Raw genomic sequence first — 24,938 nt, 5'->3', positions numbered from 1 at the left:
ATGAAAAGGAAGAGCACGCGCACCGCCCGGACCGAGTCCTGGCACCCACTCGCCTGGCAGGCACAGTCCTTGCTGCTTTCCTACCCCGACGAGCAGTTCACGCAGCGCCTGGCCCTCGCCGGTCGGGTCGCCGACGCCCTTCCCGACTCGGTCGCCCGCCCCCTGCTCCGTTACACGGTCCACGCCGAGCGGACCGCCCCCGGGGACTTGGCCGCCGCCTACGTGGCCACCTTCGACCACCGCAGACGCTGCTGCCCGTACCTGACCTACTACGCGCACGGCGACACCAGGAAGCGCGGCATCGGCCTGCTGCGACTGAAGCAGACCTACACGGCGGCCGGCTGGCGCCTGGGCGACGACGAACTGCCCGACCACCTCGCCGTCGTCCTCGAATTCGCCGCCACCGACCCGGCCACCGGAGCACGTTTGCTCACCGAACACCGCGCCGGCCTGGAACTTCTGCGCCTGGCCCTGAACGACGACGGCTCGCCCTGGGCGCACGTCCTGGAGTCCGTCTCCGCCACCCTGCCCGCCCTCGCCGGCGACGACCGCGAAGCCGTCCTGCGCCTCGCCGCCGAGGGGCCGCCCGAAGAACAGGTCGGCCTCGACCCGTACGCATCCCCCGTGTTCCTGCCCGACCCCGTCGTAGGAGGTCCCCGATGACCGCGCCCGCGCAGCCCCTCACCCTGGCGGCCGAGGCCGGCACCGGCGGCATCCTGCTGTGGGTCGTGCTGCCGTACGTCGTCCTCGCGGTGTTCGTGCTCGGCCATGTCTGGCGCTACCGCTACGACAAGTTCGGCTGGACCACCCGCTCCTCCCAGCTCTACGAGAGGCGACTGCTGCGCATCGGCAGCCCGCTGTTCCACTTCGGGATCCTGGTCGTGCTCCTCGGCCACATCGGCGGCTTGGTCATCCCGGAGAGCTGGACCGAAGCGGCCGGTATCGGCGAGGACGCCTACCACGTGTCGGCCGTTGTCCTCGGGACGATCGCGGGCGTCGCCACCGTGGGCGGACTGGCCATCCTGATCTACCGGCGCCGTACCGTCGGGCCCGTGTTCTCGGCCACCACCCGCAACGACAAGGCCATGTACGTCTCCCTGACGGTGACCATCGCCCTGGGTCTGGCCGCCACGGTGGCCGCGAACATCGTGGGCGGCGGCTACGACTACCGGGAAACGATCTCCCCCTGGTTCCGCTCCATCTTCTACTTCCGGCCCGACCCTGCCCTGATGAGCGAGGCGCCCGTACTGTTCCAGCTCCACGCGCTCAGCGCCCTGCTGCTGTTCGCGTTCTGGCCCTTCACCCGGCTCGTCCACATGCTCACCGCGCCGCTGGGCTATCTGACCCGCCCGTACATCGTCTACCGCAGCCGCGACACCCGGCTCGGCGCTCGTGCCCCGCGTCGCGGCTGGGAACGCGCGGGGTCATGAGATGCGGGTCCACCGACCCGCCGGCAGCAGGAGGGTGGGCCCGAGGCGGCCGCGTGACGGCGATGCGGTACGACGTTCATGTGGCGGGCATCGCTTGTCCCTTCAGGGCTCGGCATCGCGGGCGTCGTCCTGGCGCGTTGGATCGCGGGGTTCAGCCTTGGGCCTGTGCGGGCAGCGGCACCGTCCATTCCGCGATGGCCCCGGTGGGCTGGTTCGGGGTGAGGGTGAAGCTGCCGCCGAGGTCGTTGGCGCGCCGGCGGAGGTTGTCCAGGCCGCTGCGTCGGGTGACGGCCGGGTCGATGCCGGATCCGTTGTCGGCGACGCGCAACCGCAGTCGGCTGCCGTCCGTCTCGGCGGTGACCTCGACAGCGGTGGCGTGCGCGTGCCGGGCGGCGTTCGACAGCGTCTCACGCAGCACCGCGACGAGGTGCTCGGCATGGTCGGAGGGCACGTCGGTGTCCAGCAGACCGGTCATGCGCAGGGCGGGAGTGAAGCCCAGCACGGCGGCGGCCTGGTCGGTCTCGGCAAGAAGCTCCGCGCGCAGCCCGCCGCGGCTGTCGGAGCGGTCGCGCTCGCGCAGCGCGTAGATCGTGCCCCGTACCGTCTTGATGGTGTCGTCGAGGTCGTCGACGACCCGCTGGACACGCTCGGCCACCTGGGGCCGGTCGGAGACGCGGCCGAGTACCGAGTTCAGGGTCAGTCCGGAGGCGAACAGCCGCTGGATGGCCAGGTCGTGCAGGTCGCGGGCGATGCGATCGCGGTCGCTCAGCACCACCAGGTGTTCGGCCTCGCGCCGGTGCTCGGCGATCTCCAGCGCGAGTGCGGCCTGGTCGGCGAAACCGCTGATCATGGTCATGGTGGTGTCCGGGAACTCGGCCCCTCCAGCCCGGTTGGCGACCTGCAGCACCCCGCGGACATGCTCGCCGCCTCCCAGCGGGAGCAGGAACCCCGGCCCCAGGTCGATCTGTGCCGCGGAGCCGCCTCCCGCCTGCGGCTCGCCGGACAGCGCACCGCTGGTGATCCGCTCGTTGGACTGGTAGACCTTCGCGGCCAGTGTGGTGGCAGCCAGCACCAGCCCCTGTACCCGCTCGGCGCCTTCGCCGTCGGCCGCCTCGATCACCAGTTCGTCGCCGCCGTCGAACGGCACCGCCAGTGTCACCAGATCGGCGCCGGACAGCGCCCTGACGGTCGCGGCGACCTGGTGCAGCACCTGGTCCGGGTCGGTGCCGGACAACAGGCTCCGGGTCAGTTCACTGCTCGCCGCCAGCCACCGCTCCCTGCGGCGTGTGTCCTCGTACAGGCGCGCGTTGTCGATCGCGACGCCCGCCGCGGCCGCCAGCGTGCGCAGCACCGCCTCGTCATCGTCGTCGAACTCCGCCCCGCCGCGCTTGTCGGTCAGGTACAGATTTCCGAAGACCTGGTCGCGCACACGCACCGGCGCGCCCAGAAACGTCGTCATCGGCGGATGCCCGGCGGGGAAGCCCACCGAGTCGGGATGCCGGCCCAGGTCGGCCAGCCGCAGCGGCTCCGGCTCCTTGATCAGCAGGCCCAGGATGCCCTGGCCATCGGGATAGTGGCCGATGGCACGGATGGTGTCCTGGTCCATTCCGACCGTGATGAACTGCCGGATCTTCCCTTCCTCGCCCAGCACGCCCAGGGCCCCGTACTCGGCATCCACGAGGGTGACCGCGGACTCGGTGATCCGCCGCAGCACCACGTCGAGATCCAGACCCGTGCCGATGGCGAGGACCGCGTCCAACAGCGTGTGTACCCGGTCCCGGGCCGCGCGGACCTGCTCCACCTGCGCCTGAAGGCCCTCCAGCAGCTCATCCAGCCGCAACTGGGGCGCGGCCGGGCGGCCCCTGCGCTCCTCTGCTGGACTCTCCGCCATTCCCGCTCCCTCCGCGAAAGGTGACGCCGGCACCTCCTCATCATGCCCGAACGGCCCTGTCAGCACCCGAACGCCTGTGTTAAACGGCCGCCCCGGATCCTCTGGCCCTGTCGAGCCCAAGACGCGAGAGCGTGGATTTGCGATTTGTAGATTGTACGTTTCGGCGGCGTCATCCCCATTCTTTGTCCAAAACGGATATGCTTGTCCTGGGTACTGCTGAACGTTCTGCGTCCCTGCCGGGTGGGCTGAGCCGGTGCGCTGAACCAGCTGCTCCACCCTTCCCGCGGATGATTGAGCATTTGTATGATCTCGGGACACCGAGAGTGTGGCGTCTGTCCATGGCGACGGGGAGGAGCCGCCTCTACCTTCGGCCTACGCGAGATTCCGCCGGGCGACCCCCGGCCCTTCCTCGCCTGCCGGGTAGGCCCTCCTTGAGGGCCGGCGAGTCCTGGCACTCGAGTTTTTCAGTCACGTCAAGTGATCCGTCGAAGGCGTCTGCCGTGGCGACGGGTTGTTCAGGTGGGATGCCCGCCCCGGTTCACCGGAACGCCGATATCGGCGCGGTCGTCGACCGGAGTGCGCTGCCACTATCCGATGGGAGTTGAGCAATGAGCGCTGCCAGCAGGCAGCCTGTCTCGCCTACCGGCGTCATCAGCCGTCAGCCGGTCCCAGGTGGAGGCGGTACTGATGGTGACCCGAGGTGTCATTGCGGTCGGCTGCTCCTCAGCTGCGCCGCCTGCCAGACCCTCCGTTGTGTCGACTGCGACCCGTACCGCTCTGATGACTGCGTTTTCGACCTCTGAGCACAGGCATCCCGATGCCGGCGCTGCGGTCTCCCCCGACCACAACGGCCGAGTCGCCGACGACCGGGTCGTGCCGAACAGCTCGGATGCCGGCCCGACCGGAAGCGAGGCACAGCAGTACTTCGTCGTGATCGGCAGCGACGTGGCGCGGAGGGTCTGCGGGTTCCTACGGGCAGCGGGAGACGTCGTATGCCATCTCACGCAACCGACGGATGATGAGCTGCGCAGGGCGTTGGGCGGCGACGTGTCCGGCGTCGCGATCCTTCTTGACCGCGATGCCGAGTCCCTGCGATATGCGCTGGCGGTCGAGCACATGTGTCCAGGCGTCACGCTGGTGGTGATGGTCTTCGACCGGACGGTGGCCGAGCAGCTCGTACGCGTCGTTCCGAACTGCCAGGTCACCTCGCCGGCCGATGTCGCCGCTCCTGTACTGCTGGCGGCCTGTCTGCGGCCCGAGTTGCTGGCCGTGCAGACGGCGACCGCGGGTCATGTCGGCATCCGCTGGGCGGATGGTGAGGTGAGTCGCGAGCCGTACCGGCTACCGCGCTCGTTGAGGTACCGGGCTCGGCTGGGGAAGATCAGGGGACAACTGCGACCGCACGACGGCAGCTCGCGGATCATGCTGACCGGCCTCGCCGGCCTTTTCGCGGTGCTGGTGTCGGACTGGGCCTGGTCGGTGACTTTCAACCACCGGCCTCCCGCCGAGGCCTTGTTCGAGGCGGTGCGAACGGTGTCGACCGTTGGCCCCGCCTCCGCGCACGGCTCTACCGCGTACCTCGTGTTCGCCAGCCTGGCGATGCTCATCACCATCGTCTTCACCGCCGTCTTCATCGCCGGCATGGTCGACCGTCTCCTGGCGCCTCGCTCCATCGGCATGGTGGGGCCCCGCACGCTCCCGCAAGGGGGCCACGTGGTGGTCGTGGGGCTTGGGCAGGTGGGACTGCGGCTGTGCACCCGGTTGCAGAGTCTCGGCGTCGGCGTCATCGCAGTCGAGCGCGACCCGGCGGCCCCCAACCTCAGGCTCGCTCGGGCACTCGGGATCCCGGTTTTCATCGCCGACGCCTCGGACAGGTTCGTGCTGCGCAAACTCAGCCTGCACCGGGCTCAGGCCATGGCTGCGGTCTCCTCCGACGATCTCGACAACGTCGCGGTCTCCGTGGCCGCACGGGCAGTCGCCCCGGATCTACGGGTGGTCATCAGGGCCGGCGACCACGAGGCTATCGCCGAGACGCAGTCACTGTTCAGGATCGGCACAGTCCGCGACCTCGCCACCTTGAGTGCCGCCTACACGACCGCGAGCCTGACCGGGCTGCAGCCCCGCGGCGTGCTCACACACGACAGACAACTGCTGGTGGAGCGGGCCGACGGTACGTTCGTGCAGTGGCCACACGCAGCCCGATGCGACCACCCGTAGGACAGGCTCGCAGACGCGGACCCGCACCGGCACATCTCACACGGCCCGTTGAACAGGCCACTTCGCAGGGTGCGTCAGTACGATGCACCCGCGTCGTGTCTCACGTACCCGGCCGACCACGGGGTGCCGGACCACATCCTTGCTCGGTGGGCCGGACACACCGGCGTGAAACCACAAAGCGGTGGTATGTGAACCCCGATGCGGCGGATCTTCGCGAAGCTCCCACAACAGGGGACGGCTTGCACGGGGTTCCGACCCGAGCACGTGAGAGATTGTGAGATGTGGGAGCGTGAGTCGGGTGAGCGAGAGTACAACCAACACCCTGCAATACCGCTTTGACGGGCCAGAAGACGCACCTGTCCTGATCCTGGGGCCCTCCCTGGGCACCACATGGCACATGTGGGACCGGCAGGTTCCGGAGCTGGCGAAGCAGTGGCGGGTCTTCCGGTTCGACCTGCCCGGGCACGGCGGCGCGCCCGCGTATCCGGCGGTTTCCGTCGGTGACCTCGCCGCGCGGCTGCTCGCCACGCTCGACGGTCTCGGTGTGCAGCGCTTCGGCTACGCGGGCTGTGCGCTCGGCGGTGGAATCGGTGTCGAGCTGGCCCTGCGCCACCCGGACCGTCTCGCCTCCCTCGCACTGATCGCCGCCTCGCCGCGCTTCGGCACGGCCGACGAGTTCCGGCAGCGCGGAGTCGTCGTGCGGACGAACGGGCTCGACCCCATCGCCCGCACCTCGCCCGAACGCTGGTTCACCGGCGGGTTCGCCGCCGCGCAGCCCGCGATCACCGAGTGGGCCGTGCAGATGGTGCGCACCACCGACCCCGGGTGCTACATCGCCGCGTGCGAGGCGCTGGCCGCGTTCGACGTACGGCCCGAACTCGCCCGCGTCGGCGTGCCGACCCTGGTCCTCGTCGGCTCGGACGACCAGGTCACCGGCCCGGCCGAGGCCCGCACGCTGGTCGCCGGCATCCCGGACGCACGCCTCGCCGTCGTCCCCGGCGCCTCCCACCTGGTGCCGGTCGAGCAGCCCGCCGCCGTCACCGACCTGCTGGTCCGCCACTTCTCCACCGCCTGGCAGCCCGCCGTCGACTCGGCCACCGGCCAGACGGCCATCCCGGCGGCGCCGGCCAAGCCGGTCCTGTCCGCGCCGCCGCCGCAGCCCGTGCCCATCGCCGAGATCGCTCCGGCCGTGATGGTGGAACCGCAGATCATGGGGCGGCCCGACCCGTACGACGCCGGGCTCAAGGTGCGCCGCGAGGTGCTCGGTGACGCGCACGTGGACCGGGCGCTGGCCCAGGCGGACGAGTTCTCGGGGGACTTCCAGGAGTTCATCACTCGCTACGCCTGGGGCGAGATCTGGGACCGGCCCGGCCTCGACCGGCGCATCCGCAGCTGCATCACCCTCACCGCCCTCGTCGCGGGCGGCCACCTGGAGGAACTCGCCTTCCACACCCGGGCCGCCCTGCGCAACGGACTGACCCCGGGGGAGATCAAGGAGGTGCTGTTGCAGGCGGCCGTCTACTGCGGCGTGCCGGCGGCGAACAGCGCGTTCAGGGTGGCCCAGCAGGTCATCCGCGAGGAGACGACCCCGCCCGAGTGAGTCGCGCAGCAGGCTCTCAGGGGCAGGATGGGCCCCATGAAGCTCACGAAGAAGTCGCATGCCTGCGTTCGCCTCGAAAAGGGCGGCCGGACGCTCGTCCTCGACCCCGGCGGATTCAGTGAGGCGGACGCCGCGGTCGGCGCGGAGGCGATCCTCGTCACGCACGAGCACCCCGACCACTTCAACGAGGAGCGGCTGCGGGCCGCCATGGAGGCCGACCCGGGCGCGGAGATCTGGACACTGAAGTCGGTCGCGGAGAAGATCTCGGCGGCGTTCCCGGGCCGCGTGCACACCGTCGGCCACGGGGACACCTTCACCGCCGCGGGCTTCGACATCCAGGTCCACGGCGAACTGCACGCGGTGATCCACCCGGACATCCCGCGCATCACCAACGTCGGCTACCTCGTGGACGGCGGCCGTGTCTTCCACCCCGGCGACGCCCTCACCGTCCCCGACCACCCGGTCGAGACGCTGATGCTCCCCGTGATGGCCCCGTGGAACAAGATCTCCGAGGTCATCGACTACGTCCGTGAGGTCGGGCCGCAGCGCGCCTACGACATCCACGACGCCCTGCTCACCGACCTCGCCCGCCCGATCTACGACAACCAGATCGGCGCGCTGGGCGGCTCGCAGCACCTGAGGCTGGCGCCGGGAGACTCGGCGGAGGTCTGAAGTCCTCCCTGGGAGACGGGCGGACCGCGCTGTCACACCCGCCGGGTAGGTTGTGGGGCATGCGCATCGCCACCTGGAACGTGAACTCGATCACAGCCCGTCTCCCGAGGCTGCTCGCCTGGCTGGAGAGCAGCGGCACGGACGTCCTGTGCCTCCAGGAGGCCAAGATCGCCGAGGAACTGTTCCCGTTCGACCAGCTGCGCGAGCGGGGCTACGAGGCGGCGGTCCACGCGACCGGCCGGTGGAACGGCGTAGCGGTGATCTCCCGCGTCGGCATCGAGGACGTGGTCAAGGGCCTGCCCGGCGACCCCGGCTTCGACGGCGCCCCGGAGCCCCGGGCGATCTCCGCGACCTGCGGCCCGGTCCGCGTCTGGTCGGTGTACGTGCCCAACGGCCGCGAGGTGGACCACCCCCACTACGCCTACAAGCTCCAGTGGTTCGAGGCCCTGAAGGCGGCCGTGGCCGGTGACGCGGGGGGCAGCCGCCCCTTCGCGGTGCTGGGGGACTACAACGTGGCCCCGACGGACGACGACGTCTACGACGTGGCCGCCTTCGAGGGCCTCACCCACGTCACCCCCGCCGAGCGTGCCGCCCTCGGCGCCCTGCGCGAGGCCGGCCTGTCCGACGTGGTCCCGCGGCCTCTGAAGTACGACCACCCGTTCACGTACTGGGACTACCGCCAGCTCTGCTTCCCCAAGAACCGCGGCATGCGGATCGACCTGGTCTACGGCAACGAGCCGTTCGCCAAGGCGGTCACCGACGCGTACGTGGACCGCGAGGAGCGCAAGGGCAAGGGCGCCTCGGACCACGCGCCGGTCGTGGTCGACCTGGACGTGTGAGTCACGGGTCGAGCAGCCGCAGATCCACCGACTCCGCGAGTGCCGCCAGACCGGCCTCGCCCGGATGCAGGTGGTCGCCGCTGTCGTACGCGGGCAGCATGCGCGCGGGGTGAGCCGGGTCGCGTACGACTGCGTCGAAGTCGAGCACGCCGTCGAACACCCCGGCGCCCCGGATCCAGGCATTGACCGCGACGCGTTCGGCGTCGGCGGCGGCCGTGCACCGCGCCTCGCCCGCACAGGGCACGATCGTCGCGGCCAGCATCCGCAGCCCGTGCGCGTGCCCCCGTCCGGCCATCTCCCGCAGACCCGCGATCACCTGCTGGGCCGTCGCGCCCCACCGCACGTCGTTCACGCCCTGGAACAGGACCCCCGTGCGCGCCGACGTCTGCGCGAGCACGTCCCGGTCGAACCGGTGTGGCGCGCTCACCCCGGACGGGCTGCCGGAGATCCCTTCGCCGGGATACCCGTCGGCGACCACACGGTTTCCCGAGATGCCCTGGTTGAGCACGCCATAGTGTGGGACCAGATGCTGGCGCAGCAGACGTGTGGCCAGCACATTGGGCCACCGCCGGTTCGCGTCCCGCGTGGACGCGGCCCCATCGGTGATCGAGTCCCCGAGCAGCACCACGGACCCAGGCCCGCCGGCCACGTCCACCCCGGTCAGAAGCGGCCAGCTGGTCAGGACGGAGGTGTACGCCGCCGGGGCGCCCTGCGCCGTATGGTCGCCCGGCCCGCTCAGGTACGACCGCTGCACCGCGAGCCGGTGCGCGGGAGCAGCGGTGACCGTCCCGGGCAGGTGGAAACTCACCAGCAGATTCGCGTCGGCGGGTACTTCGAAGGCGAGCGGATCGCTCAGCACCTGCGCTCCCGCCGGAATGCCGACGCCCGCCGCGCCCTCGAAGGACAGCGGCACGGGCTCGCCCCGCGCCGCCGCCCCCTCCGCCTGTCTCGCCACGGTGGCCGCCCCGATCCGCACCGGCGCCCCCGCGAACGTGTTGGCGAACCGCAGCCGCACCCGCGGCCCGCCCACCGAGGTGTGCACCACGAGCCGCAGCGTCCGGTCCGTCCACGGGCCCGCGGCTTGACGACCGGACGTTCCGGCCGCCCAACTCCCCGTCCAGCCCCGCGCCCGCGCCCGCACCGACAGCGCGAACACATGCAGCGCGACCGCGCGGGGCAGCCGTACGGAGACGGGCTCGCGACCCGCCACCAGCGGCACGGTCACCACGTAGAGACCTGCCTTCTGGGGCCGTCGGCCGCCCGGTGTGTTGACGTGGGGCAGTGTCACCGCCCTCGTGGCGAGCGGGCCGGTGCGCCAGTCGGGGGCGGTCAGCCGGTACGAGGAGCGGGTGCCGTCGGTGTACGAGACCGTGCCCGAGCCGCTCACCGCCTCGCATCGCTCCGCCTCAGGGGCGCAGGCGCCGCCCGTGCCCGCCACCAGGAAGGCCAGCGCGTCGCCGGAGCCGCCGACGCGCACGTACTGGCCGTCGGCCCGTACGTTGTCCGGTTCGCCCGGCTGTCGCCGCGGCCAGGTCAGCCGGGCGCCCTGCAGGGTGAGAGTGCGCCCGGGCGTCCAGCCCGCGGCCGCGAGGTCCCGCGCGGACAGGGAGGCGCCGAGGCCGTCGAAGTCCGCGTCGCCGGGCCGGGAGTCGTCGCTGACCGCCCTGTTGTCGAAGAGCTGGTCCAGCGGGAGTGGTCCGGGCCGGCCGGCCGCCCGTGCCGTGCCGCCCGGCACCGGGACGGCGGCGAGGAGGGCCAGGAGGACGAGGACGACCGTGGAGCTCCAGACGCACCGGTGCACTGCGGACTCCTCCCGTTCACCACCGATCACGATGAGACAAAAGGTGCATCAATAAGCTAAAGAGGCGTAAGTGACCAGTCAACGAGCCATGCGCGAACTCATGGTGAAGTGGACCGGATCGACGGCCCGCGAGCCTGTGGTGCGTATGCCGGTGCCAGTGACACGCTGGGGGTATGAAGATCCCTTTTCTGGGCCGCCGGCGCAAGGATCCCCCGGCCCGCGACCCCGAGGGCATCGCCGAACTCCTCGCCGAGTGTGAACTGCTGCGCTCCCAGGCGGGCCGGGTCGGTGTGCAACTCGACGACTCCGCCGCCTCGTTGGAGGCACTCGACCAGTTGGTGCCGCGCTGGCGGGACGACGAGGAGGTGCTGCCCTGGCTCGGCAACGACGCAGGGCTCTACCTCGGCACTGTCGTCGTGCGCACGGTGCCCGGTGCCGCCTGGGAGATCCGGGCCGACGGCCAGCCCGTGATCCGGCTCGCCTCCGGCCGTGAGTTCGATGTCGTCGCCTCCGGCCAGGAGTGGGCCTTCAGTGGCGTCCCCGAGCTCTCGCAGCAGTACGCCGAAGTCGCCGAGGAATGACTCCGGGCACCTCAGATGTGAACTATTTGCCAATATTTCACCGTAAATACGGCTAATGCCTGAAAAGTGCGTGTCGTTGCGCAACTCCGATCTTGCCCGGATAGGTTGCGGCAACCACGACACAGCTGAGAGTGAGTGGGGCTGGGCATGGTCGTCGATCCGTTGATCGAGCTGGTGGACGTCAACAAGTACTTTGGTGAGCTGCATGTCCTGCAGGACATCAACCTCACCGTCGGCAAGGGGGAGGTGGTCGTCGTCATCGGCCCGTCGGGGTCGGGAAAGTCGACCCTGTGCAGGGCGATCAACCGGCTGGAGCCCATCCAGTCCGGCACCATCAAGCTCGACGGGCAGCCGCTGCCGGAGGAGGGGAAGGCGCTCGCCAGGCTGCGGGCCGACGTCGGCATGGTCTTCCAGTCCTTCAACCTCTTCGCCCACAAGACGGTCCTGCAGAACGTCTCGCTGGGGCAGGTCAAAGTCCGCAAACGCAAGAGGGAGGAGGCCGACCGGCGCTCCCGTGAACTCCTCGACCGCGTGGGTCTCGCCGACCAGGCGCCCAAGTTCCCGGCGCAGCTCTCCGGCGGCCAGCAGCAGCGCGTGGCCATCGTGCGCGCCCTCGCCATGGAGCCCAAGGTCATGCTCTTCGACGAGCCGACCTCGGCCCTCGACCCGGAGATGATCAACGAGGTGCTGGAGGTCATGCAGCAACTCGCCCGTGACGGCATGACCATGGTCGTCGTCACGCACGAGATGGGCTTCGCCCGCTCGGCCGCCAACCGCGTGGTGTTCATGGACGACGGCCGCATCGTCGAGGACCGCACGCCGGACGAGTTCTTCACCAACCCGCAGAGCGACCGCGCCAAGGACTTCCTCTCCAAGATCCTCAAGCACTGAGCGTCTCGACTACGATGTGCCGTTCATCCCCGCGTGCCGGTGATCCCGCCGACGAGGCCGTGGAGTTCGCGCCGGCCGGACCGGGGACGCTGCTGCCGGGCGGGCAGTAGCAGGAGGGCACTTGCTCGCCCGGCGGCAGCCGGAGATCACTGCTCGCGCAGCGGAATCGACACGTACGACGGGTCGTTCGCCGGCGAGGAGAAGGTCAGCTGCGCGCCGGACGGGTTGTGCTCGATGTAGAGCGGGTCGACCGTGTCGACGGCCAGGGCGAGCCGGTGCCCTGCCGGGACGTCGTAGGCCGTGGAGAACAACTCCAGGTCGACGCCGAACGGCTTGCCGGGCGTACGCCCGTGGAAGGTGTACGGCGCGTTGCTGACCAGCTTGCCGAGGCCGAGCGGTCCCACGTCGTAGAGGTAGGCGACGAGGGTGCCGCTCTCCTTGGTCGGTGTGACGGTGGTGTGCAACGTCGGAGTGCCGCGCACCTGTTGGGCGGTGGCGTACTTCTCCGACTGCCACACGGCGGCCCAGCGGCGGGGGAGCAGGGGGATGGGCGCGACCGGAGGGAGCTTGGCCACCTGGTCCAGGATGCTGGACAGGAAGACGACTCCGCCGTCCGCTCCGGAGTCGACGTTGGTGTGGACGGTGGTCGTGCCCGCGAGAGCGATCTTCTTCTGTGTCGCACCGACCGACTTCCAGTCCGGGTAGCCTTCGTAGCCGCCCGTGGAGCGGGACTTGAGCCGGACCGGCAGCTCGCCGTCGATGCCGTTGTCCTCGCCCTTGAGGTAGTGGCCGAACCAGCGCTCGGTGTCGGTCCACACGTCGTTGGGCAGACCGAAGAGGCCGGTGATCTCGGCGGTGGCGTGGTCGCCGGGGCGGAACTCCAGCCGCTTCGGGCCGGTCAGCTTCTCGTAGAAGTCCGCGAACTGGTTGGGCGGGAAGACCGTGTCGCCCCACGCGTTGGCGAGCATGAGCGCCGTGCCGTTCTTGTTGAGCTCGTCGGCGTAGGTCGCGGCGGAACGTTTCCTTCCCCAGTTGATGATCTCCTGTTCCTTCGACAGGTTGGACGCGTAGAAGTCGTCGAAGATCTGTCGGACTTCCGGGCTCTGGCGGCCGGTGACCAGGCTCGCGCCGTCCAGGACTGCTGCTGCCTGGGCGTGCTGGGTGCGGCCGGAGTAGATCGAGCCGATCAGGTCCGCCCAGCCGCTGAGCGAGGCGACCGCCTTGACCCGCTTGTCGTGGGCGGCTGCGAGCAGGCTGATTCCGGCGCCGTAGGAGACGCCCGCCATGCCGATGTGCCCCGCGTCCGCCGGGGTGTTGGCGAGCGCCCAGTCGATGACCTTGGACGCGTCGGCTATGTCCGGCGGGCCCGCGACTTCTATCTCGCCGCCCGACTGCCAGAAGCCCCGAACGTTGTATGTCACCACGACGTAGCCGGAGTTCGCGAGCTTCTGGGCCTGGGCCAGGTACTCGATCTGGGGCAGGCCCCAGCTCGTGGGGAGCACGAGCAGCGGGTAGCGGCGGGTGCCGTCGGCCCCCGCGGGCGTGACGACGTTCGCCTTGAGGACCGTACCGCCGTCGCCCTTGATGTCGACGAAACGGACGCCGCTCGTCTCGGCCTGGGCGGTGGGGGCGAGGCCGAGGGCGCTTCCGGCGATCAGGGTCGCGGAAACGGCGCCCACGGCGGTCGTACGCAGGGCCTTGCGATGGTGTCCCACGGGTCACTCCTCACTCGTGTCAGTGCAAAGTGACCCGACGGTAACCTCGGCCGCTTACCGGAGGTAACCCGTGGGTAAGTTACGTGGGGGTAACGATGTTGTCGGCTCAACTCCCGTCCAGTACCGAACCCGCGCCGACGGCAAGCGCGGCAAACACGCGGTCCACGCGCCCGGCAGCGAGCTCGCCCACGCATCGGAGCATCCGGTCTCTCTCCCGACCCCGACCCCGACCGCGACCCGAGAGGGTGAGGGCGGGACCGTCGCGTCGCGGGCGTCCACCGCGCACCCGTGGCGCCCCGGAGAGGCATCGAAGCGTGGGAGAACTCAAGAGGCGCGGTGCGAGTTGCGGGGAACAGCGGGCGTCGGCAGGGGTGCCTGTGCCGCGCGCGTCACATCCCCGACGAGCTCGACGACGTCCGGGCCGTACGCCTGCGAGTTGACCACCTTCAACAGGAGCACGAACGAGTCGTTGCCGTACTTGCGGGCCAGCCGCTCATGGTTGCGGGCCAGATAACGCGTCGCGGCCTGGTTGGTGATCGCGCGCTGGCCACAGAACAGGAAGACCGGCCGGCTCAGGCCGGGTTGCCCGGCCGTGAGCCGCGCCAGCAGCACGTACTCGGTCAGGCCGGCTTCCATGCGGTGGCGGTCGCTGCCGATCTGGAACGCCAGCTTGTCCGGGCCCGGTTCCGGGTCGGTGTTCACGCGCACGCCGGGCAGCATGGCGTGCATGTGGGCCGCCATCCGCCGGTTCGCCGCCGGGCCGCCGACGCAGAATTCCGTCCGCTCTCCGAAGCCCTGCCGGGCCGCGTCCTGGGTGATCACCTCGGCATGCGCGCCGCAGTCCTTGATGAGCGCGGAGAGCTCCAGGAGCGCGAACACGTCGTAGCGGTGCACCGCGAGATCGGGGCTGCCCGCGTCGCGGCTCACCACCAGCAATGACTCCGAGTTGTCGGGCAGCCCGAAGAAGGCCTGCTTCCGGCGGAGCTTCCGCTTCCACAGGTAGGTGCGAGCCAGCCAGCCGAGCATGGCACTGAGGCCTGCGGCCACCACGCCCAGGACGATGTTGCGCACGTCGTCGTTCATGGGCGCGCATGGTAGCGGGCGAAGGCAAACCCGTGTTCGAGACGGCCTCGCCCGGCGCTCCTGACGTGGCTTCAGGTGATGGCATAGGCTGCGCGGACGGTCTCTGACTGGAGGTGCGCATGCGTCGCCCTGTCGCGCGGAAGCTGTCGGTACTGGCGGTCTCGGCCGCCGTGGTGTCGGTGGGTGCCGCGCCACCCACCGCTCATGACACAGCAGTTGAGAAGGTACCGGTGGCCGTCGGCTACGGAGGCGCGGTCGCCAGTGTCGACGCGGACGCCTCCGCCGCAGGGATCGAGGTCCTCAGGAAAGGCGGCAACGCCGTCGACGCGGCCGTCGCCACAGCCGCCGCGCTCGGTGTCACCGAACCCTACTCCTCCGGCATCGGCGGAGGCGGCTACTTCGTCTACTACGACGCCAAGTCCCGCACGGTGCACACGATCGACGGCCGCGAGACCGCACCCCTGACCGCCGACTCCGGCCTCTTCGTGGAGAACGGCAAGCCGCTCGCCTTCGCCGACGCCGTCAGCAGCGGCCTGAGCGTCGGCACCCCGGGCACGCCCGCCACCTGGCAGACGGCGCTGGACAAGTGGGGCAGCAGGAAGCTCGGAAGCGTCCTCAGACCCGCCGAGCGGATCGCCCGGGACGGCTTCACCGTCGACGACACCTTCCGCACGCAGACCGCCGCCAACGAAACCCGCTTCCGCTACTTCCCCGACACCGCCGAGCTGTTCCTGCCGGGCGGTCGGCTTCCCGTCGTGGGCTCCACCTTCAAGAACCCGGATCTCGCCCGAACCTACGAGGAGCTGGGCAGGAAGGGCGTCCGCGCCGTCTACCGGGGAGACCTCGGCGACGACATCGTCGACACGGTCAACAACCCGCCGGTGGACCCGGCGTCCGGCTGGAACGCCCGCCCGGGCACGCTGTCCGAGAAGGACCTGGCCGCCTACCGCGCCAAACTCCAGGCGCCCACCAGGACCTCGTACCGCGGCCTCGGCGTCTACTCCATCGCGCCCTCCTCCTCCGGCGGCACGACCGTCGGCGAGGCCCTCAACATCCTCGAGAACACGGACCTCTCGAAGGCGAGCGAGGTCACGTACCTGCACCGCTACATCGAGGCGAGCCGGATCGCGTTCGCGGACCGGGGGCGCTGGCTCGGCGACCCCGCCTTCGAGGACGTACCGGCCAAGGAGCTGCTGTCGCAGAAGTACGCCGACTCGCGGGCCTGCCTCATCAAGGACGACGCGGTGCTCACCAGCCCGGTCCCGCCCGGTGACCCACGCGACCCGGCGGCCTGCGCCTCCCGCGGCACGGCGGCCCCGACGACGTACGAGGGCGAGAACACCACGCATCTGACCGTGGCCGACAAGTGGGGCAACGTCGTCGCCTACACGCTCACCATCGAGCAGACCGGCGGCAGCGGCATCACCGTCCCCGGCCGCGGGTTCATCCTCAACAACGAACTGACGGACTTCTCCTTCACCGCCGCCAACCCGGCCGTCCACGACCCGAACCTGCCGGGACCGGGCAAGCGCCCGCGGTCCTCCATCTCGCCCACGATCGTGCTGGACAAGCACAACAGGCCGGTGGTGGCCCTGGGGTCGCCCGGTGGCGCGACCATCATCACCACCGTCCTGCAGACCCTGACCGGCTTCCTGGACCGCGGCCTCCCGCTCGTCGACGCGATCGCCGCGCCGCGCGCCAGCCAGCGGAACGCGGCCCAGACGGAGCTCGAACCCGGTCTCTACAACAGCGACTTGAGGACGCGGCTGGAGGCCGTCGGGCACTCCTTCAGAGCGAATGCCGAGATCGGCGCGGCGACCGGGGTGCAGCGGCTGCCGAACGGCAAGTGGCTGGCCGCCGCCGAGAAGGTACGGCGTGGCGGCGGCTCGGCGATGGTCGTGTACCCGGCGCCCTGATCACTGCGGGGCGGGCGTCGCGTCTTCCGCGCTGTGCGTGTCCTGCGTGCGGAAGGCGAGGCGCCCGTCCTCGACGGTCACAGTCACCCGGCCGCCCTCCTTGATGCGGCCCTCCAGGAGGAGCCGGGAGAGCTGGTTGTCGACCTCCCGCTGGATGGTGCGGCGCAGCGGGCGGGCTCCGTACTCCGGCTGATAGCCCCGCTCGGCGAGCCAGACCGTGGCGGCGTCGGTGAACCCGACCGTGATGCCCTGTGCCTGCACCAGGCGCCGGGTCTTCTCCAGCAGCAGGTCGGTGATCTGCCGCAGCTGGTCGCCGGTGAGCTGGCGGAAGACGACGATCTCGTCGATGCGGTTGAGGAACTCGGGCCGGAAGTGCTCGCGCAGCGGCCGCAGGATCTGCTCGCGCCGCGCCTCCTCGTCGGCTTCGGTGCCGCCCGCCCCGAAACCGACCCCGGCGCCACGCCGGGTGATCGCCTCGGAGCCGAGGTTGCTGGTCATCACGATGACCGTGTTGGTGAAGTCGACCGTGCGGCCCTGGGCGTCGGTCAGCCGCCCGTCGTCCAGGACCTGGAGCAGGACGTTGAAGACGTCCGGGTGCGCCTTCTCCACCTCGTCGAGCAGGAGCAGCGAGTACGGGTGCCTGCGCACCACCTCGGTGAGCTGGCCGGCCTCCTCGTGGCCGACGTATCCGGGCGGGGCGCCCACCAGGCGGCTGACGGTGTGCCGTTCCTGGTACTCGCTCATGTCCAGGCGGACCATGCGCTCCTCGCTGGCGAACAGCGCCTCGGCGAGCGCACGGGCCAGTTCGGTCTTGCCGACGCCGGTCGGGCCCAGGAAGAGGAAGCTGCCGATGGGCCGGTCGGGGCTGGCCAGACCGGCCCGGGAGCGCAGTACCGCGTCGGCGACCACGCGGACCGCCTCGTCCTGGCCCACCACCCGGTGGTGCAGGTGTGCCTCCAGACCGAGCAGACGGTCCTTCTCCTCCTCGGTGAGGCTGCTGACCGGGATGTGGGTCTGCCGGGACACCACCTCGGCGATCGCCTCGGCGGTCACCTCCAGGTTCTGTCCCTCGTCCGCCTCGTCCTCGTGGGTGGCCTCGGCTATCCGCTGCTTCAGCTCCGTGATCCGGTCGCGCAGCCGCGTGGCCTGCTCGTACTGCTCGTCCGCGACCGCCTGGTCCTTGTCCCGGGTCAGCTGCTCGACCTCGCGCTCCATGGCCCGTACGTCCGTGCCCTTGGTCCGGGCACTCAGCCGCACCCGGGCGCCGGCCTGGTCGATCAGGTCGATGGCCTTGTCCGGCAGACGCCGGTCGGTGAGATAGCGGTCGGACAGCTCGACCGCGGCCACCAGCGCCTCGTCGGTGTAGCGGACCTGGTGGTGGGCCTCGTAGCGGTCACGCAGCCCGCGCAGGATCTCGACCGCGTCCGCGACGGTGGGCTCGGGCACCAGGATCGGCTGGAAGCGGCGGGCCAGCGCCGCGTCCTTCTCGATCCGGCGGAACTCCTCCAGCGTGGTGGCGCCCACGATGTGCAGCTCGCCGCGCGCCAGGGCCGGTTTGAGGATGTTCCCGGCGTCCATGGAGCCGCCTTCGCCGCCCCCGCCGGCGCCCACGACGGTGTGCAGTTCGTCGATGAAGACGATCAACTGGTCGGAGTGGGCGCGGATCTCGCCCACGATGTTGTTCAGCCGCTCCTCGAAGTCACCCCGGAAGCGGGTGCCCGCGACCACGCCCGTCAGGTCCAGGGCGGCGACCCGCCTCCCGATGAGCACGTCGGGCACGTCGCCGTCGGCGATCCGCTGGGCGAGGCCCTCGACGATCGCGGTCTTGCCGACGCCCGCGTCGCCGATCAGCACCGGGTTGTTCTTGCCGCGGCGGGAGAGCACCTCGATGGTCTGCTCGATCTCCTCCTCCCGCCCGATCACCGGGTCGATGCGGCCCTGCCGGGCCAGGTCGGTGAGGTCGCGCCCGTACTTGTCCAGGGTGGGCGTGCCCGTGGTGCGGGGCCGTTCACTGCGGGGCTGCGTCACGTCCGGGGCAGCCTCGGGAGGTCCGGAGGGCGCGAAGCGGGCCGCGTTGAGGATGTGTCCGGCCGCCGAGTCGGGGTTCGCGGCAAGCGCGCTGAGCACGTGCTCCGGGCCGATGTAACCGGCACCGCTGGCGCGCGCCAGGTCGTGCGCGTCCAGCAGGGCGCGTTTGACGGCCGGGGTCAGGGACAGCGCGGTGGGGGGCGGGGCCTGTTCCGGGCTGTGCTGGGCCGGGCCGGAGCGCTCGTCGATCTCCGATGCGAGCGAGTCGGGGTCGGCGCCGGCCCGGCTGAGCAGGCTCCGGGTCGGCTCGGTGGCCAGCGCGGCGCGCAGCAGATGCTGGGTCTCCAGGTCACGGCTGCCGTGTTCGGCGGCGTACTGGGCGGCGCCGCGGACGAGTTCCCTGGCCGGCTGACTGAGCAGCCGGCCCATGTCGATCTGGCGGGGGCCGGGGCGCGGGCCGCCGAAGTAGCGGGCGAGGAATTCTCCGAAGGGGTCGTAGCCCTCTGGGCCGTTGAAGCCGCTGGTCATGGCGTTCCCATCCGGCGTCCCGAAGGGGTGCCTCCCCGTCCGGACGAAGTCGAGACCCTGGGGAGGCCCGGGACGCGTGCTGATCGACGTCGTGCCGGTGCGGACGCGGGTGCCCGGACGTGTACCGATTACACCTGTGGCTCGTCCTCGGCCAGGTCGCCCACGCGAGGGGCGGGCCACGTGTACTCGATCTCGTCCAGCACGAGGCCCGAGGCCAGCCGCAGCGGGCGCTCGGCCGTGCGCAGGCCGCCCTGGCGCTCGTAGAACACGATCGCACGATCGTTGCCCCGCAGCACCTCCAGGAAGGCGCCCCGGCCCGGATGCGCGGCCGCCGCCCAGGCGAAGCCGCGGCGCAGCAGGCGGCGGCCAGGGCCGGTCCGCCGGATCAGGTTTCGGAGGAAAGCCGCTGTGCCTCGTCAACGCCGGCGAGCGGGGTCTGGCGTGTGCAGCAGCAAGGCCAAAGCGGTCGATCGAGCGGGCGGCCGTGCGCCCGCCACTTCTCGGCATGCTCCCCGGCGAGCGGGCCGTGCAGACAGCCGGCGGGCATGCGCGTGGCGCGGGCGCTGCGCCGGCTGCGGGTGTGCGGGGCGGCGATCCGGCCGGCGTCGGCCCGGGTGCCGCTCCTGACGCGCATGCGGCGGGGTGACGCGGGGGTGCGGGCCGGTGTGAGCGGTCCTGCCGAGGGGGCGTACGAGGGTCAGCCCGTACGGGCCTCGTGCCGGGCCGTGAGGATGCGCGGCCCCGACTCGGTGATCGCCACCGTGTGTTCGACGTGGGCGGCCCGGGAGCCGTCGTCGGTGCGCAGGGTCCAGCCGTCGGGGGCCGCGTGGAAGCCGTCGTCACCGCCGCCGATCAGCATGGGCTCGATCGCCAGCACCATGCCGTGCCGCAGCGGGAGCCCCCTCCCCGGGCGCCCCTCGTTGGGGACCGGCGGGTCCTCGTGCATACGGCGCCCGACGCCGTGGCCGCCGAAGCCGTCCGGGATGCCGTATCCGCCCGCGCGGCAGACCGAACCGATGGCGTGGGCGATGTCGCCGATGCGGTTGCCGACGACGGCCGCCTCGATGCCGGCGGCGAGCGCACGCTCGGCGGTCTCGATCAGCCGTACGTCGGCCGGGCGCGGGGTGCCCACGACGAAGCTGATCGCCGAGTCGCCCACCCAGCCGTCCAGTTCCGCGCCGAAGTCCACGGAGACGAGGTCGCCGTCGCGCAGCCGGTATCCGTCCGGGATGCCGTGCACGATCGCGTCGTTCACGGAGGCGCAGACGACCGCCGGGAAGGGGGTGGGGGCGAACGAGGGCCGGTAGCCGAGGAAGGGCGACGTGCCGCCCGCGGCGCGCAGCACGTCGTGCGCGATCTCGTCCAGCTCCAGCAGGGACATGCCCACGTCGGCGGCCTGTCGTACGGCCGTGAGGGCCCGGCCGACGACCTGCCCCGCCTCGTACATGGCATCGATCGATGTATCCGTCTTCAGCTCCATCATGCCAATTACTATACCGGTATTAGAATGACGGCATGGTGCGCACCCCACTGACCCCCGAAGAACGCGAACGCGGCGAGCGGCTCGGACGGCTGCTCCGCGAGGCCCGCGGCGGCCGCAGCATGACGGACGTCGCGGCGAGCGCCGGCATCTCCGCCGAGACCCTGCGGAAGATCGAGACCGGCCGGGCGCCGACCCCGGCCTTCTTCACCGTGGCCGCCCTGGCGCGGGCCCTCGGTCTGTCCATGGACGAACTGGCCGGGGAGTGCGTGCTCGCGGCCGTGTGACGCGGTCAGCTCAATGGTCAAGATCGCGTCACGAGCGGTCACTGCCGTCCCGTTGAAAACTGTCTGTAGCCTGTTCGTAACACGGCTGGTGTTGCCTACGGAAACGGAGTGCTCCAGTCAGGCGGGAGTCAGGCAATGGCTGTTGATCAACTCCCGGGTCGAGTGCGGGAGTTCGCGAACCACCTGGACGGTCTGCTGACGCGTCTGGATCAGCGCGGCGGCTGGTGCGCCGTGTTCTGGCAGCGCGACCCCGACGGCATGCAGGCGTGCCTGGACGGCCGTGAAGTACCGCCGTGGGACGTCGTGGAGTCACTCCTGCAGGACCTCGCCGGAGAATACGGCCCCGCAGCCGCCGCCACGGAGGCGGAGCGGGCCCGGGCTCTGCACGCCGCCGCGCTCGCCGCCCACGACGCCCGGCCCGGCGGGCGGGACGCCCTCAGGGACCGGTTCGACGTGATGCTCCGCGAGCAGCGGTACGCCGCCGACCGGCAGGCGGAACTGGGCCGGTTGCTCGCCTCCGCCGCCACCCAGGAGGACGCCGAAGCCATCCGTCTCGATCTGGCCTGGGCCGGCGACGACCGCGAGCGGGCGACCCGCCGGTGCGCCGAACTCCGCGCGCGGATGGAGGAACTGGACCGGCGTACCGCCCGCGGACAGGCGCAGGCTTCCCCCCGGGACCCGGGCGGCTCGGTGCACCATGTGGACGACGTCTTCGCGCCGGCCGCCGTACCCGCGGGCGGGCGCGGCTCGTACGAGACCGGGTTCCCCGGCATGCCGCGGCAGCGCGACGCCGGTGCGGGCGCTGCCGGCCCGAACGACCCCCAGGGACGGTCCGGCCCCGGGGACGCCACCGCCCACGGCATGGCCGGCGAGTACGTCTCCCCTCACCCCGCACCCGCCGGCCACGACGCCCGGCCCTCCGCCTCACCTGAGCCCGCCCCCGCCCCCAAGCAGCGAAAGCGTCGCCGCGGCAGTGCCCGGTTCGCCGGGATCGCCGAGGAGGAGGCCGCCCCCGCCGTCGTACCGGCCGGGGCCGCACCCGTCGTACCCGCGACGCCCGCCGTCACCGGCCGCACCCCGCGCGGCGCGCGCTTCGCCGGGGCCGCAGAGGCGGACGAGCGGCCACAGCCGCAGGCCGAGCCGGTGGACGCGGCGGCGCGGCGGGAGATCGTCGCCACCGTCGAGACGCTCGTACGGCTGCGCGCCGAGGGCCGCAGCGGCGAGGCCCACGTGCTGCTGGTGGAGGCCGCGTACTGGCCCGCCGCCCGCTTCCCGCTGCTCGCCACCGAGATGCAGCGGGCCGGGCTCGGCGCCGACTGGGCGACCCTGCTGTGGGAGGCCGCCTCACTGCCCGCCGACCGGCTGGTCGCCGCGGCCGACGCACTCGTCGAGGCGGGGCTCGGCGCCGACGGGGAGCAGATCCTGCGGCAGGGCGTGGCACGGCCCGCCGCAGAGATCGGCCATGCGGTACTGGCGCTGGCCGCCGAGGGCCGCCGCCGCGAGGCCCGCGCACTGCTCGACGCGTACGTCCGCGTCCGCACCCCCGAGGAGGCGGCCCGCAGCGCCGGGCCCGACCCGCAGACGCTCGTCCCACTCCTGCTGGAGGCTGCCCGGCGGGCATCGGAGGAGTGCCACTGGGACCTCGTCCACGCTCTCCGGGTGGCGGGCTTCACCGCCTGACCCGCCGCCTGATCGGCCCTGCGGCTCACCCTCAGGAGTGTGAAACGTGATCGACTCCGCGGGTTGACGACAATGGTCTTGGCAAGGCTCTCCCGGAGGCTTACGTTCGTCCCTCTACGATCGTGTCTACGGGCGTAGAGGCTCTGGGGTCCCGTCGAAGGAGCAGCTCATGGCCGACGTCGTACGTGCCGCTCTGGTCCAGGCCACCTGGACCGGCGACACCGAGTCCATGGTGGCGAAACACGAGGAACACGCCCGCGAGGCGGCCCGGCAGGGCGCGAAGATCATCGGATTCCAGGAAGTGTTCAACTCCCCCTACTTCTGTCAGGTCCAGGAGCCGGAGCACTACCGCTGGGCCGAGCCGGTGCCCGACGGACCGACGACGCGCCGTATGCAGGAACTGGCACGCGAGACCGGCATGGTGATCGTCGTCCCGGTCTTCGAGGTGGAGCAGCCGGGCTTCTACTACAACACCGCGGCTGTGATCGACGCCGACGGCACCGTCCTCGGCAAGTACCGCAAGCACCACATCCCGCAGGTCAAGGGCTTCTGGGAGAAGTACTACTTCAAGCCGGGCAACGTCGGCTGGCCCGTCTTCGAGACGGCCGTCGGCAAGGTCGGCGTCTACATCTGCTACGACCGTCACTTCCCGGAGGGCTGGCGGCAACTCGGCCTGAACGGAGCCCAGCTCGTCTACAACCCGTCCGCCACCCACCGCGGACTCTCCTCCCACCTCTGGCGCCTCGAACAGCCCGCGGCCGCCGTCGCCAACGAGTACTTCGTCGCCGCGATCAACCGTGTCGGCGTCGAGGAGTACGGGGACAACGACTTCTACGGCACGTCGTACTTCGTCGACCCCCGCGGCCAGTTCGTGGGCGAGGTCGCCAGCGACAAGACCGAGGAACTCGTCGTCCGTGATCTCGACTTCGACCTCATCGAGGACGTGCGGCAGCAGTGGGCCTTCTACCGTGACCGCCGCCCCGACGCCTACGAAGGGCTGGTGCAGCCGTGAGCGACCTGTACGCACGCCACCGGGGCGTCCTGCCCGACTGGCTCGCCCTCTACTACAGGGAGCCGCTGGAGATCACGCACGGCGAGGGCCGCCACGTCTGGGACGCCGACGGCAACAAGTACCTCGACTTCTTCGGCGGCATCCTCACCACGATGACCGCGCACGCGCTGCCCGAAGTGACGAAGGCGGTGAGCGAGCAGGCCGGGCGGATCATCCACTCCTCCACGCTCTACCTCAACCGGCCCATGGTCGAACTCGCCGAACGCGTCGCCCAGTTGAGCGGCATCCCGGACGCACGCGTCTTCTTCACCACATCCGGTACCGAGGCCAACGACACGGCCCTGCTGCTCGCGACGACGTACCGCCGCAGCAACACCGTCCTCGCGATGCGCAACAGCTACCACGGCCGTTCCTTCAGCGCCGTCGGGATCACCGGCAACCGCGGCTGGTCCCCGACCTCGCTGTCCCCGCTGCAGACGCTCTACGTCCACGGCGGCGTCCGCACCCGCGGCCCGTACGCCTCGCTCTCCGACGACGACTTCATCGCGGCCTGCGTCGACGACCTCGAGGACCTGCTCGGCCACACCCGCCCGCCCGCGGCCCTGATCGCCGAGCCAGTGCAGGGCGTCGGCGGCTTCACCTCGCCCCCGGACGGCCTGTACGCGGCCTTCCGCGAGGTGCTCCACGAGCGCGGCATCCTGTGGGTCGCCGACGAGGTGCAGACCGGCTGGGGCCGCACCGGCGACCACTTCTGGGGCTGGCAGGCACACGCGCAGAACGGTCCGCCGGACATGCTCACCTTCGCCAAGGGCATCGGCAACGGCATGTCCATCGGCGGAGTGGTCGCCCGCGCCGAGATCATGAACTGCCTGGACGCCAACAGCATCTCGACGTTCGGCGGCACCCAGATCACCATGGCTGCGGGCCTCGCGAACCTGGCGTACCTGCTGGAACACGACCTCCAGGGCAACGCCCGGCGCGTGGGCGGACTGCTCATCGAGCGACTGCGGGCCGTCGCCGCCCAGGTTCCCGGCGTACGGGAGGTGCGCGGCCGGGGCCTGATGATCGGCGTCGAGCTGGTCGGACCCGGCACCGACGAGGCCGCCCCGGACACCGCGGCCGCCGTGCTGGAAGCGGCCCGTGCGGACGGGCTGCTCATCGGCAAGGGCGGCGGTCACAACACCAGCGCCCTGCGCATCGCCCCTCCGCTGTCCCTCACCGTGGCGGAGGCGGAGGAGGGCGCGGCGATCCTCGAACGCGCTCTGAGGAGCAGCGCCCAGTAGGTCC

20 protein-coding genes are annotated in these 24,938 nt (G+C 71.1%); 13 read left to right on the top strand and 7 right to left on the bottom strand.

Features of this window, described 5'->3' with window-relative positions; all coding sequences use genetic code 11:
- Both narJ and narI read left to right on the top strand, forming a co-directional pair.
- The gene (gene narJ, locus ACZ562_RS02865; RefSeq protein WP_471173497.1) at positions 1-663 is read left to right on the top strand and encodes a nitrate reductase molybdenum cofactor assembly chaperone; all 663 of its coding nucleotides are present in this window, start codon (positions 1-3) and stop codon (positions 661-663) included.
- The gene (gene narI, locus ACZ562_RS02860; protein ID WP_471173495.1) at positions 660-1,430 is read left to right on the top strand and encodes a respiratory nitrate reductase subunit gamma; all 771 of its coding nucleotides are present in this window, start codon (positions 660-662) and stop codon (positions 1,428-1,430) included. Before narJ ends, narI begins: the two co-directional genes overlap by 4 nt.
- Before the next feature lie 151 nt (positions 1,431-1,581).
- Here narI and ACZ562_RS02855 read toward each other — a convergent pair whose 3' ends face one another.
- Entirely contained in the window at positions 1,582-3,321 is a 1,740-nt protein-coding gene (locus ACZ562_RS02855; RefSeq protein ID WP_471173493.1) for a sensor histidine kinase, read from the bottom strand.
- Positions 3,322-4,101: 780 nt separating this feature from the next.
- Between ACZ562_RS02855 and ACZ562_RS02850 the strand changes: the two genes are divergently transcribed.
- The 4 genes from ACZ562_RS02850 to ACZ562_RS02835 all read left to right on the top strand — a co-directional run bounded on the left by ACZ562_RS02850 (position 4,102) and on the right by ACZ562_RS02835 (position 8,649).
- Complete coding sequence (locus ACZ562_RS02850) at positions 4,102-5,538, top strand: NAD-binding protein (RefSeq protein ID WP_471173491.1); 1,437 nt, start codon at positions 4,102-4,104, stop codon at positions 5,536-5,538.
- 298 nt (positions 5,539-5,836) lie between these two features.
- Positions 5,837-7,138: a bifunctional 3-oxoadipate enol-lactonase/4-carboxymuconolactone decarboxylase PcaDC gene (gene pcaDC, locus ACZ562_RS02845; RefSeq protein WP_471173490.1), complete on the top strand. Its 1,302-nt coding sequence runs from the start codon at positions 5,837-5,839 to the stop codon at positions 7,136-7,138.
- 36 nt (positions 7,139-7,174) lie between these two features.
- On the top strand, positions 7,175-7,810 hold the full coding sequence (locus ACZ562_RS02840; protein WP_471173488.1) for an MBL fold metallo-hydrolase: 636 nt from the start codon (positions 7,175-7,177) through the stop codon (positions 7,808-7,810).
- A gap of 59 nt (positions 7,811-7,869) precedes the next feature.
- Positions 7,870-8,649 (top strand): exodeoxyribonuclease III, encoded by a 780-nt coding sequence (locus ACZ562_RS02835; RefSeq protein ID WP_471173486.1) that lies wholly within the window; start codon positions 7,870-7,872, stop codon positions 8,647-8,649.
- 1 nt (position 8,650) lies between these two features.
- Here ACZ562_RS02835 and ACZ562_RS02830 read toward each other — a convergent pair whose 3' ends face one another.
- Positions 8,651-10,480 carry an SGNH/GDSL hydrolase family protein gene (locus tag ACZ562_RS02830; RefSeq protein WP_471173485.1) on the bottom strand — a complete coding sequence of 610 codons (1,830 nt, stop codon included), beginning with the start codon at positions 10,478-10,480 and terminating at the stop codon, positions 8,651-8,653.
- Positions 10,481-10,623: 143 nt separating this feature from the next.
- Between ACZ562_RS02830 and ACZ562_RS02825 the strand changes: the two genes are divergently transcribed.
- Positions 10,624-11,031, top strand: a complete 408-nt coding sequence (locus tag ACZ562_RS02825; RefSeq protein WP_471173484.1) for a DUF6278 family protein — start codon at positions 10,624-10,626, stop codon at positions 11,029-11,031.
- A gap of 147 nt (positions 11,032-11,178) precedes the next feature.
- Positions 11,179-11,922 (top strand): amino acid ABC transporter ATP-binding protein, encoded by a 744-nt coding sequence (locus ACZ562_RS02820; RefSeq protein WP_471173482.1) that lies wholly within the window; start codon positions 11,179-11,181, stop codon positions 11,920-11,922.
- A gap of 146 nt (positions 11,923-12,068) precedes the next feature.
- Here the strand turns inward: ACZ562_RS02820 and ACZ562_RS02815 are convergent, their stop codons facing one another.
- Positions 12,069-13,637: an alpha/beta fold hydrolase gene (locus ACZ562_RS02815; RefSeq protein ID WP_471173480.1), complete on the bottom strand. Its 1,569-nt coding sequence runs from the start codon at positions 13,635-13,637 to the stop codon at positions 12,069-12,071.
- Positions 13,638-13,961: 324 nt separating this feature from the next.
- The gene (locus ACZ562_RS02810) at positions 13,962-14,720 is read right to left on the bottom strand and encodes a hypothetical protein (protein ID WP_471173478.1); all 759 of its coding nucleotides are present in this window, start codon (positions 14,718-14,720) and stop codon (positions 13,962-13,964) included.
- A gap of 119 nt (positions 14,721-14,839) precedes the next feature.
- On the opposite strand from ACZ562_RS02810, the gene ggt reads away from it, so the two are divergent.
- Positions 14,840-16,636 (top strand): gamma-glutamyltransferase, encoded by a 1,797-nt coding sequence (ggt, locus tag ACZ562_RS02805; RefSeq protein WP_471173477.1) that lies wholly within the window; start codon positions 14,840-14,842, stop codon positions 16,634-16,636.
- On the opposite strand, the gene ACZ562_RS02800 is transcribed toward ggt, so the two are convergent.
- The 3 genes from ACZ562_RS02800 to map all read right to left on the bottom strand — a co-directional run bounded on the left by ACZ562_RS02800 (position 16,637) and on the right by map (position 20,675).
- Positions 16,637-19,192 carry an ATP-dependent Clp protease ATP-binding subunit gene (locus tag ACZ562_RS02800; protein ID WP_471173475.1) on the bottom strand — a complete coding sequence of 852 codons (2,556 nt, stop codon included), beginning with the start codon at positions 19,190-19,192 and terminating at the stop codon, positions 16,637-16,639.
- Positions 19,193-19,320: 128 nt separating this feature from the next.
- On the bottom strand, positions 19,321-19,461 hold the full coding sequence (locus ACZ562_RS02795; protein ID WP_471173474.1) for a hypothetical protein: 141 nt from the start codon (positions 19,459-19,461) through the stop codon (positions 19,321-19,323).
- A gap of 428 nt (positions 19,462-19,889) precedes the next feature.
- Positions 19,890-20,675, bottom strand: coding sequence for a type I methionyl aminopeptidase (gene map, locus ACZ562_RS02790; RefSeq protein WP_471173472.1), 786 nt, complete (start codon positions 20,673-20,675; stop codon positions 19,890-19,892).
- A gap of 32 nt (positions 20,676-20,707) precedes the next feature.
- Between map and ACZ562_RS02785 the strand changes: the two genes are divergently transcribed.
- The 4 genes from ACZ562_RS02785 (at position 20,708) to ACZ562_RS02770 (ending at position 24,934) form a co-directional block, all read left to right on the top strand.
- Positions 20,708-20,959, top strand: coding sequence for a helix-turn-helix domain-containing protein (locus ACZ562_RS02785; protein WP_471173470.1), 252 nt, complete (start codon positions 20,708-20,710; stop codon positions 20,957-20,959).
- Between the two features lie 135 nt (positions 20,960-21,094).
- Positions 21,095-22,639, top strand: a complete 1,545-nt coding sequence (locus ACZ562_RS02780; protein WP_471173469.1) for a hypothetical protein — start codon at positions 21,095-21,097, stop codon at positions 22,637-22,639.
- Between the two features lie 169 nt (positions 22,640-22,808).
- Positions 22,809-23,651: a nitrilase-related carbon-nitrogen hydrolase gene (locus ACZ562_RS02775; protein WP_471173466.1), complete on the top strand. Its 843-nt coding sequence runs from the start codon at positions 22,809-22,811 to the stop codon at positions 23,649-23,651.
- Positions 23,648-24,934, top strand: a complete 1,287-nt coding sequence (locus ACZ562_RS02770) for an aspartate aminotransferase family protein (RefSeq protein WP_471173463.1) — start codon at positions 23,648-23,650, stop codon at positions 24,932-24,934. The genes ACZ562_RS02775 and ACZ562_RS02770 overlap by 4 nt, the downstream gene beginning before the upstream one ends.
- Positions 24,935-24,938: the final 4 nt, after the last annotated feature.

The organism is Streptomyces sp. NPDC040410 (genome assembly GCF_055595715.1).
The sequence above is the reverse complement of the archived record's forward strand: the minus strand, read 5'-3'. Positions and strand labels throughout refer to the sequence as shown.

Excerpts from the sequence above, each read along its gene's own strand:
- narJ (WP_471173497.1), top strand. The coding sequence starts at position 1 with ATGAAAAGGAAGAGCACGCGCACCGCCCGGACCGAGTCCTGGCACCCA.
- narI (WP_471173495.1), top strand. The coding sequence starts at position 660 with ATGACCGCGCCCGCGCAGCCCCTCACCCTGGCGGCCGAGGCCGGCACC.
- ACZ562_RS02855 (WP_471173493.1), bottom strand. The coding sequence starts at position 3,321 with ATGGCGGAGAGTCCAGCAGAGGAGCGCAGGGGCCGCCCGGCCGCGCCC.
- ACZ562_RS02850 (WP_471173491.1), top strand. The coding sequence starts at position 4,102 with ATGACTGCGTTTTCGACCTCTGAGCACAGGCATCCCGATGCCGGCGCT.
- ACZ562_RS02840 (WP_471173488.1), top strand. The coding sequence starts at position 7,175 with ATGAAGCTCACGAAGAAGTCGCATGCCTGCGTTCGCCTCGAAAAGGGC.
- ACZ562_RS02835 (WP_471173486.1), top strand. The coding sequence starts at position 7,870 with ATGCGCATCGCCACCTGGAACGTGAACTCGATCACAGCCCGTCTCCCG.
- ACZ562_RS02825 (WP_471173484.1), top strand. The coding sequence starts at position 10,624 with ATGAAGATCCCTTTTCTGGGCCGCCGGCGCAAGGATCCCCCGGCCCGC.
- ACZ562_RS02820 (WP_471173482.1), top strand. The coding sequence starts at position 11,179 with ATGGTCGTCGATCCGTTGATCGAGCTGGTGGACGTCAACAAGTACTTT.
- ACZ562_RS02810 (WP_471173478.1), bottom strand. The coding sequence starts at position 14,720 with ATGAACGACGACGTGCGCAACATCGTCCTGGGCGTGGTGGCCGCAGGC.
- ggt (WP_471173477.1), top strand. The coding sequence starts at position 14,840 with ATGCGTCGCCCTGTCGCGCGGAAGCTGTCGGTACTGGCGGTCTCGGCC.
- ACZ562_RS02800 (WP_471173475.1), bottom strand. The coding sequence starts at position 19,192 with ATGACCAGCGGCTTCAACGGCCCAGAGGGCTACGACCCCTTCGGAGAA.
- map (WP_471173472.1), bottom strand. The coding sequence starts at position 20,675 with ATGATGGAGCTGAAGACGGATACATCGATCGATGCCATGTACGAGGCG.
- ACZ562_RS02785 (WP_471173470.1), top strand. The coding sequence starts at position 20,708 with ATGGTGCGCACCCCACTGACCCCCGAAGAACGCGAACGCGGCGAGCGG.
- ACZ562_RS02780 (WP_471173469.1), top strand. The coding sequence starts at position 21,095 with ATGGCTGTTGATCAACTCCCGGGTCGAGTGCGGGAGTTCGCGAACCAC.
- ACZ562_RS02775 (WP_471173466.1), top strand. The coding sequence starts at position 22,809 with ATGGCCGACGTCGTACGTGCCGCTCTGGTCCAGGCCACCTGGACCGGC.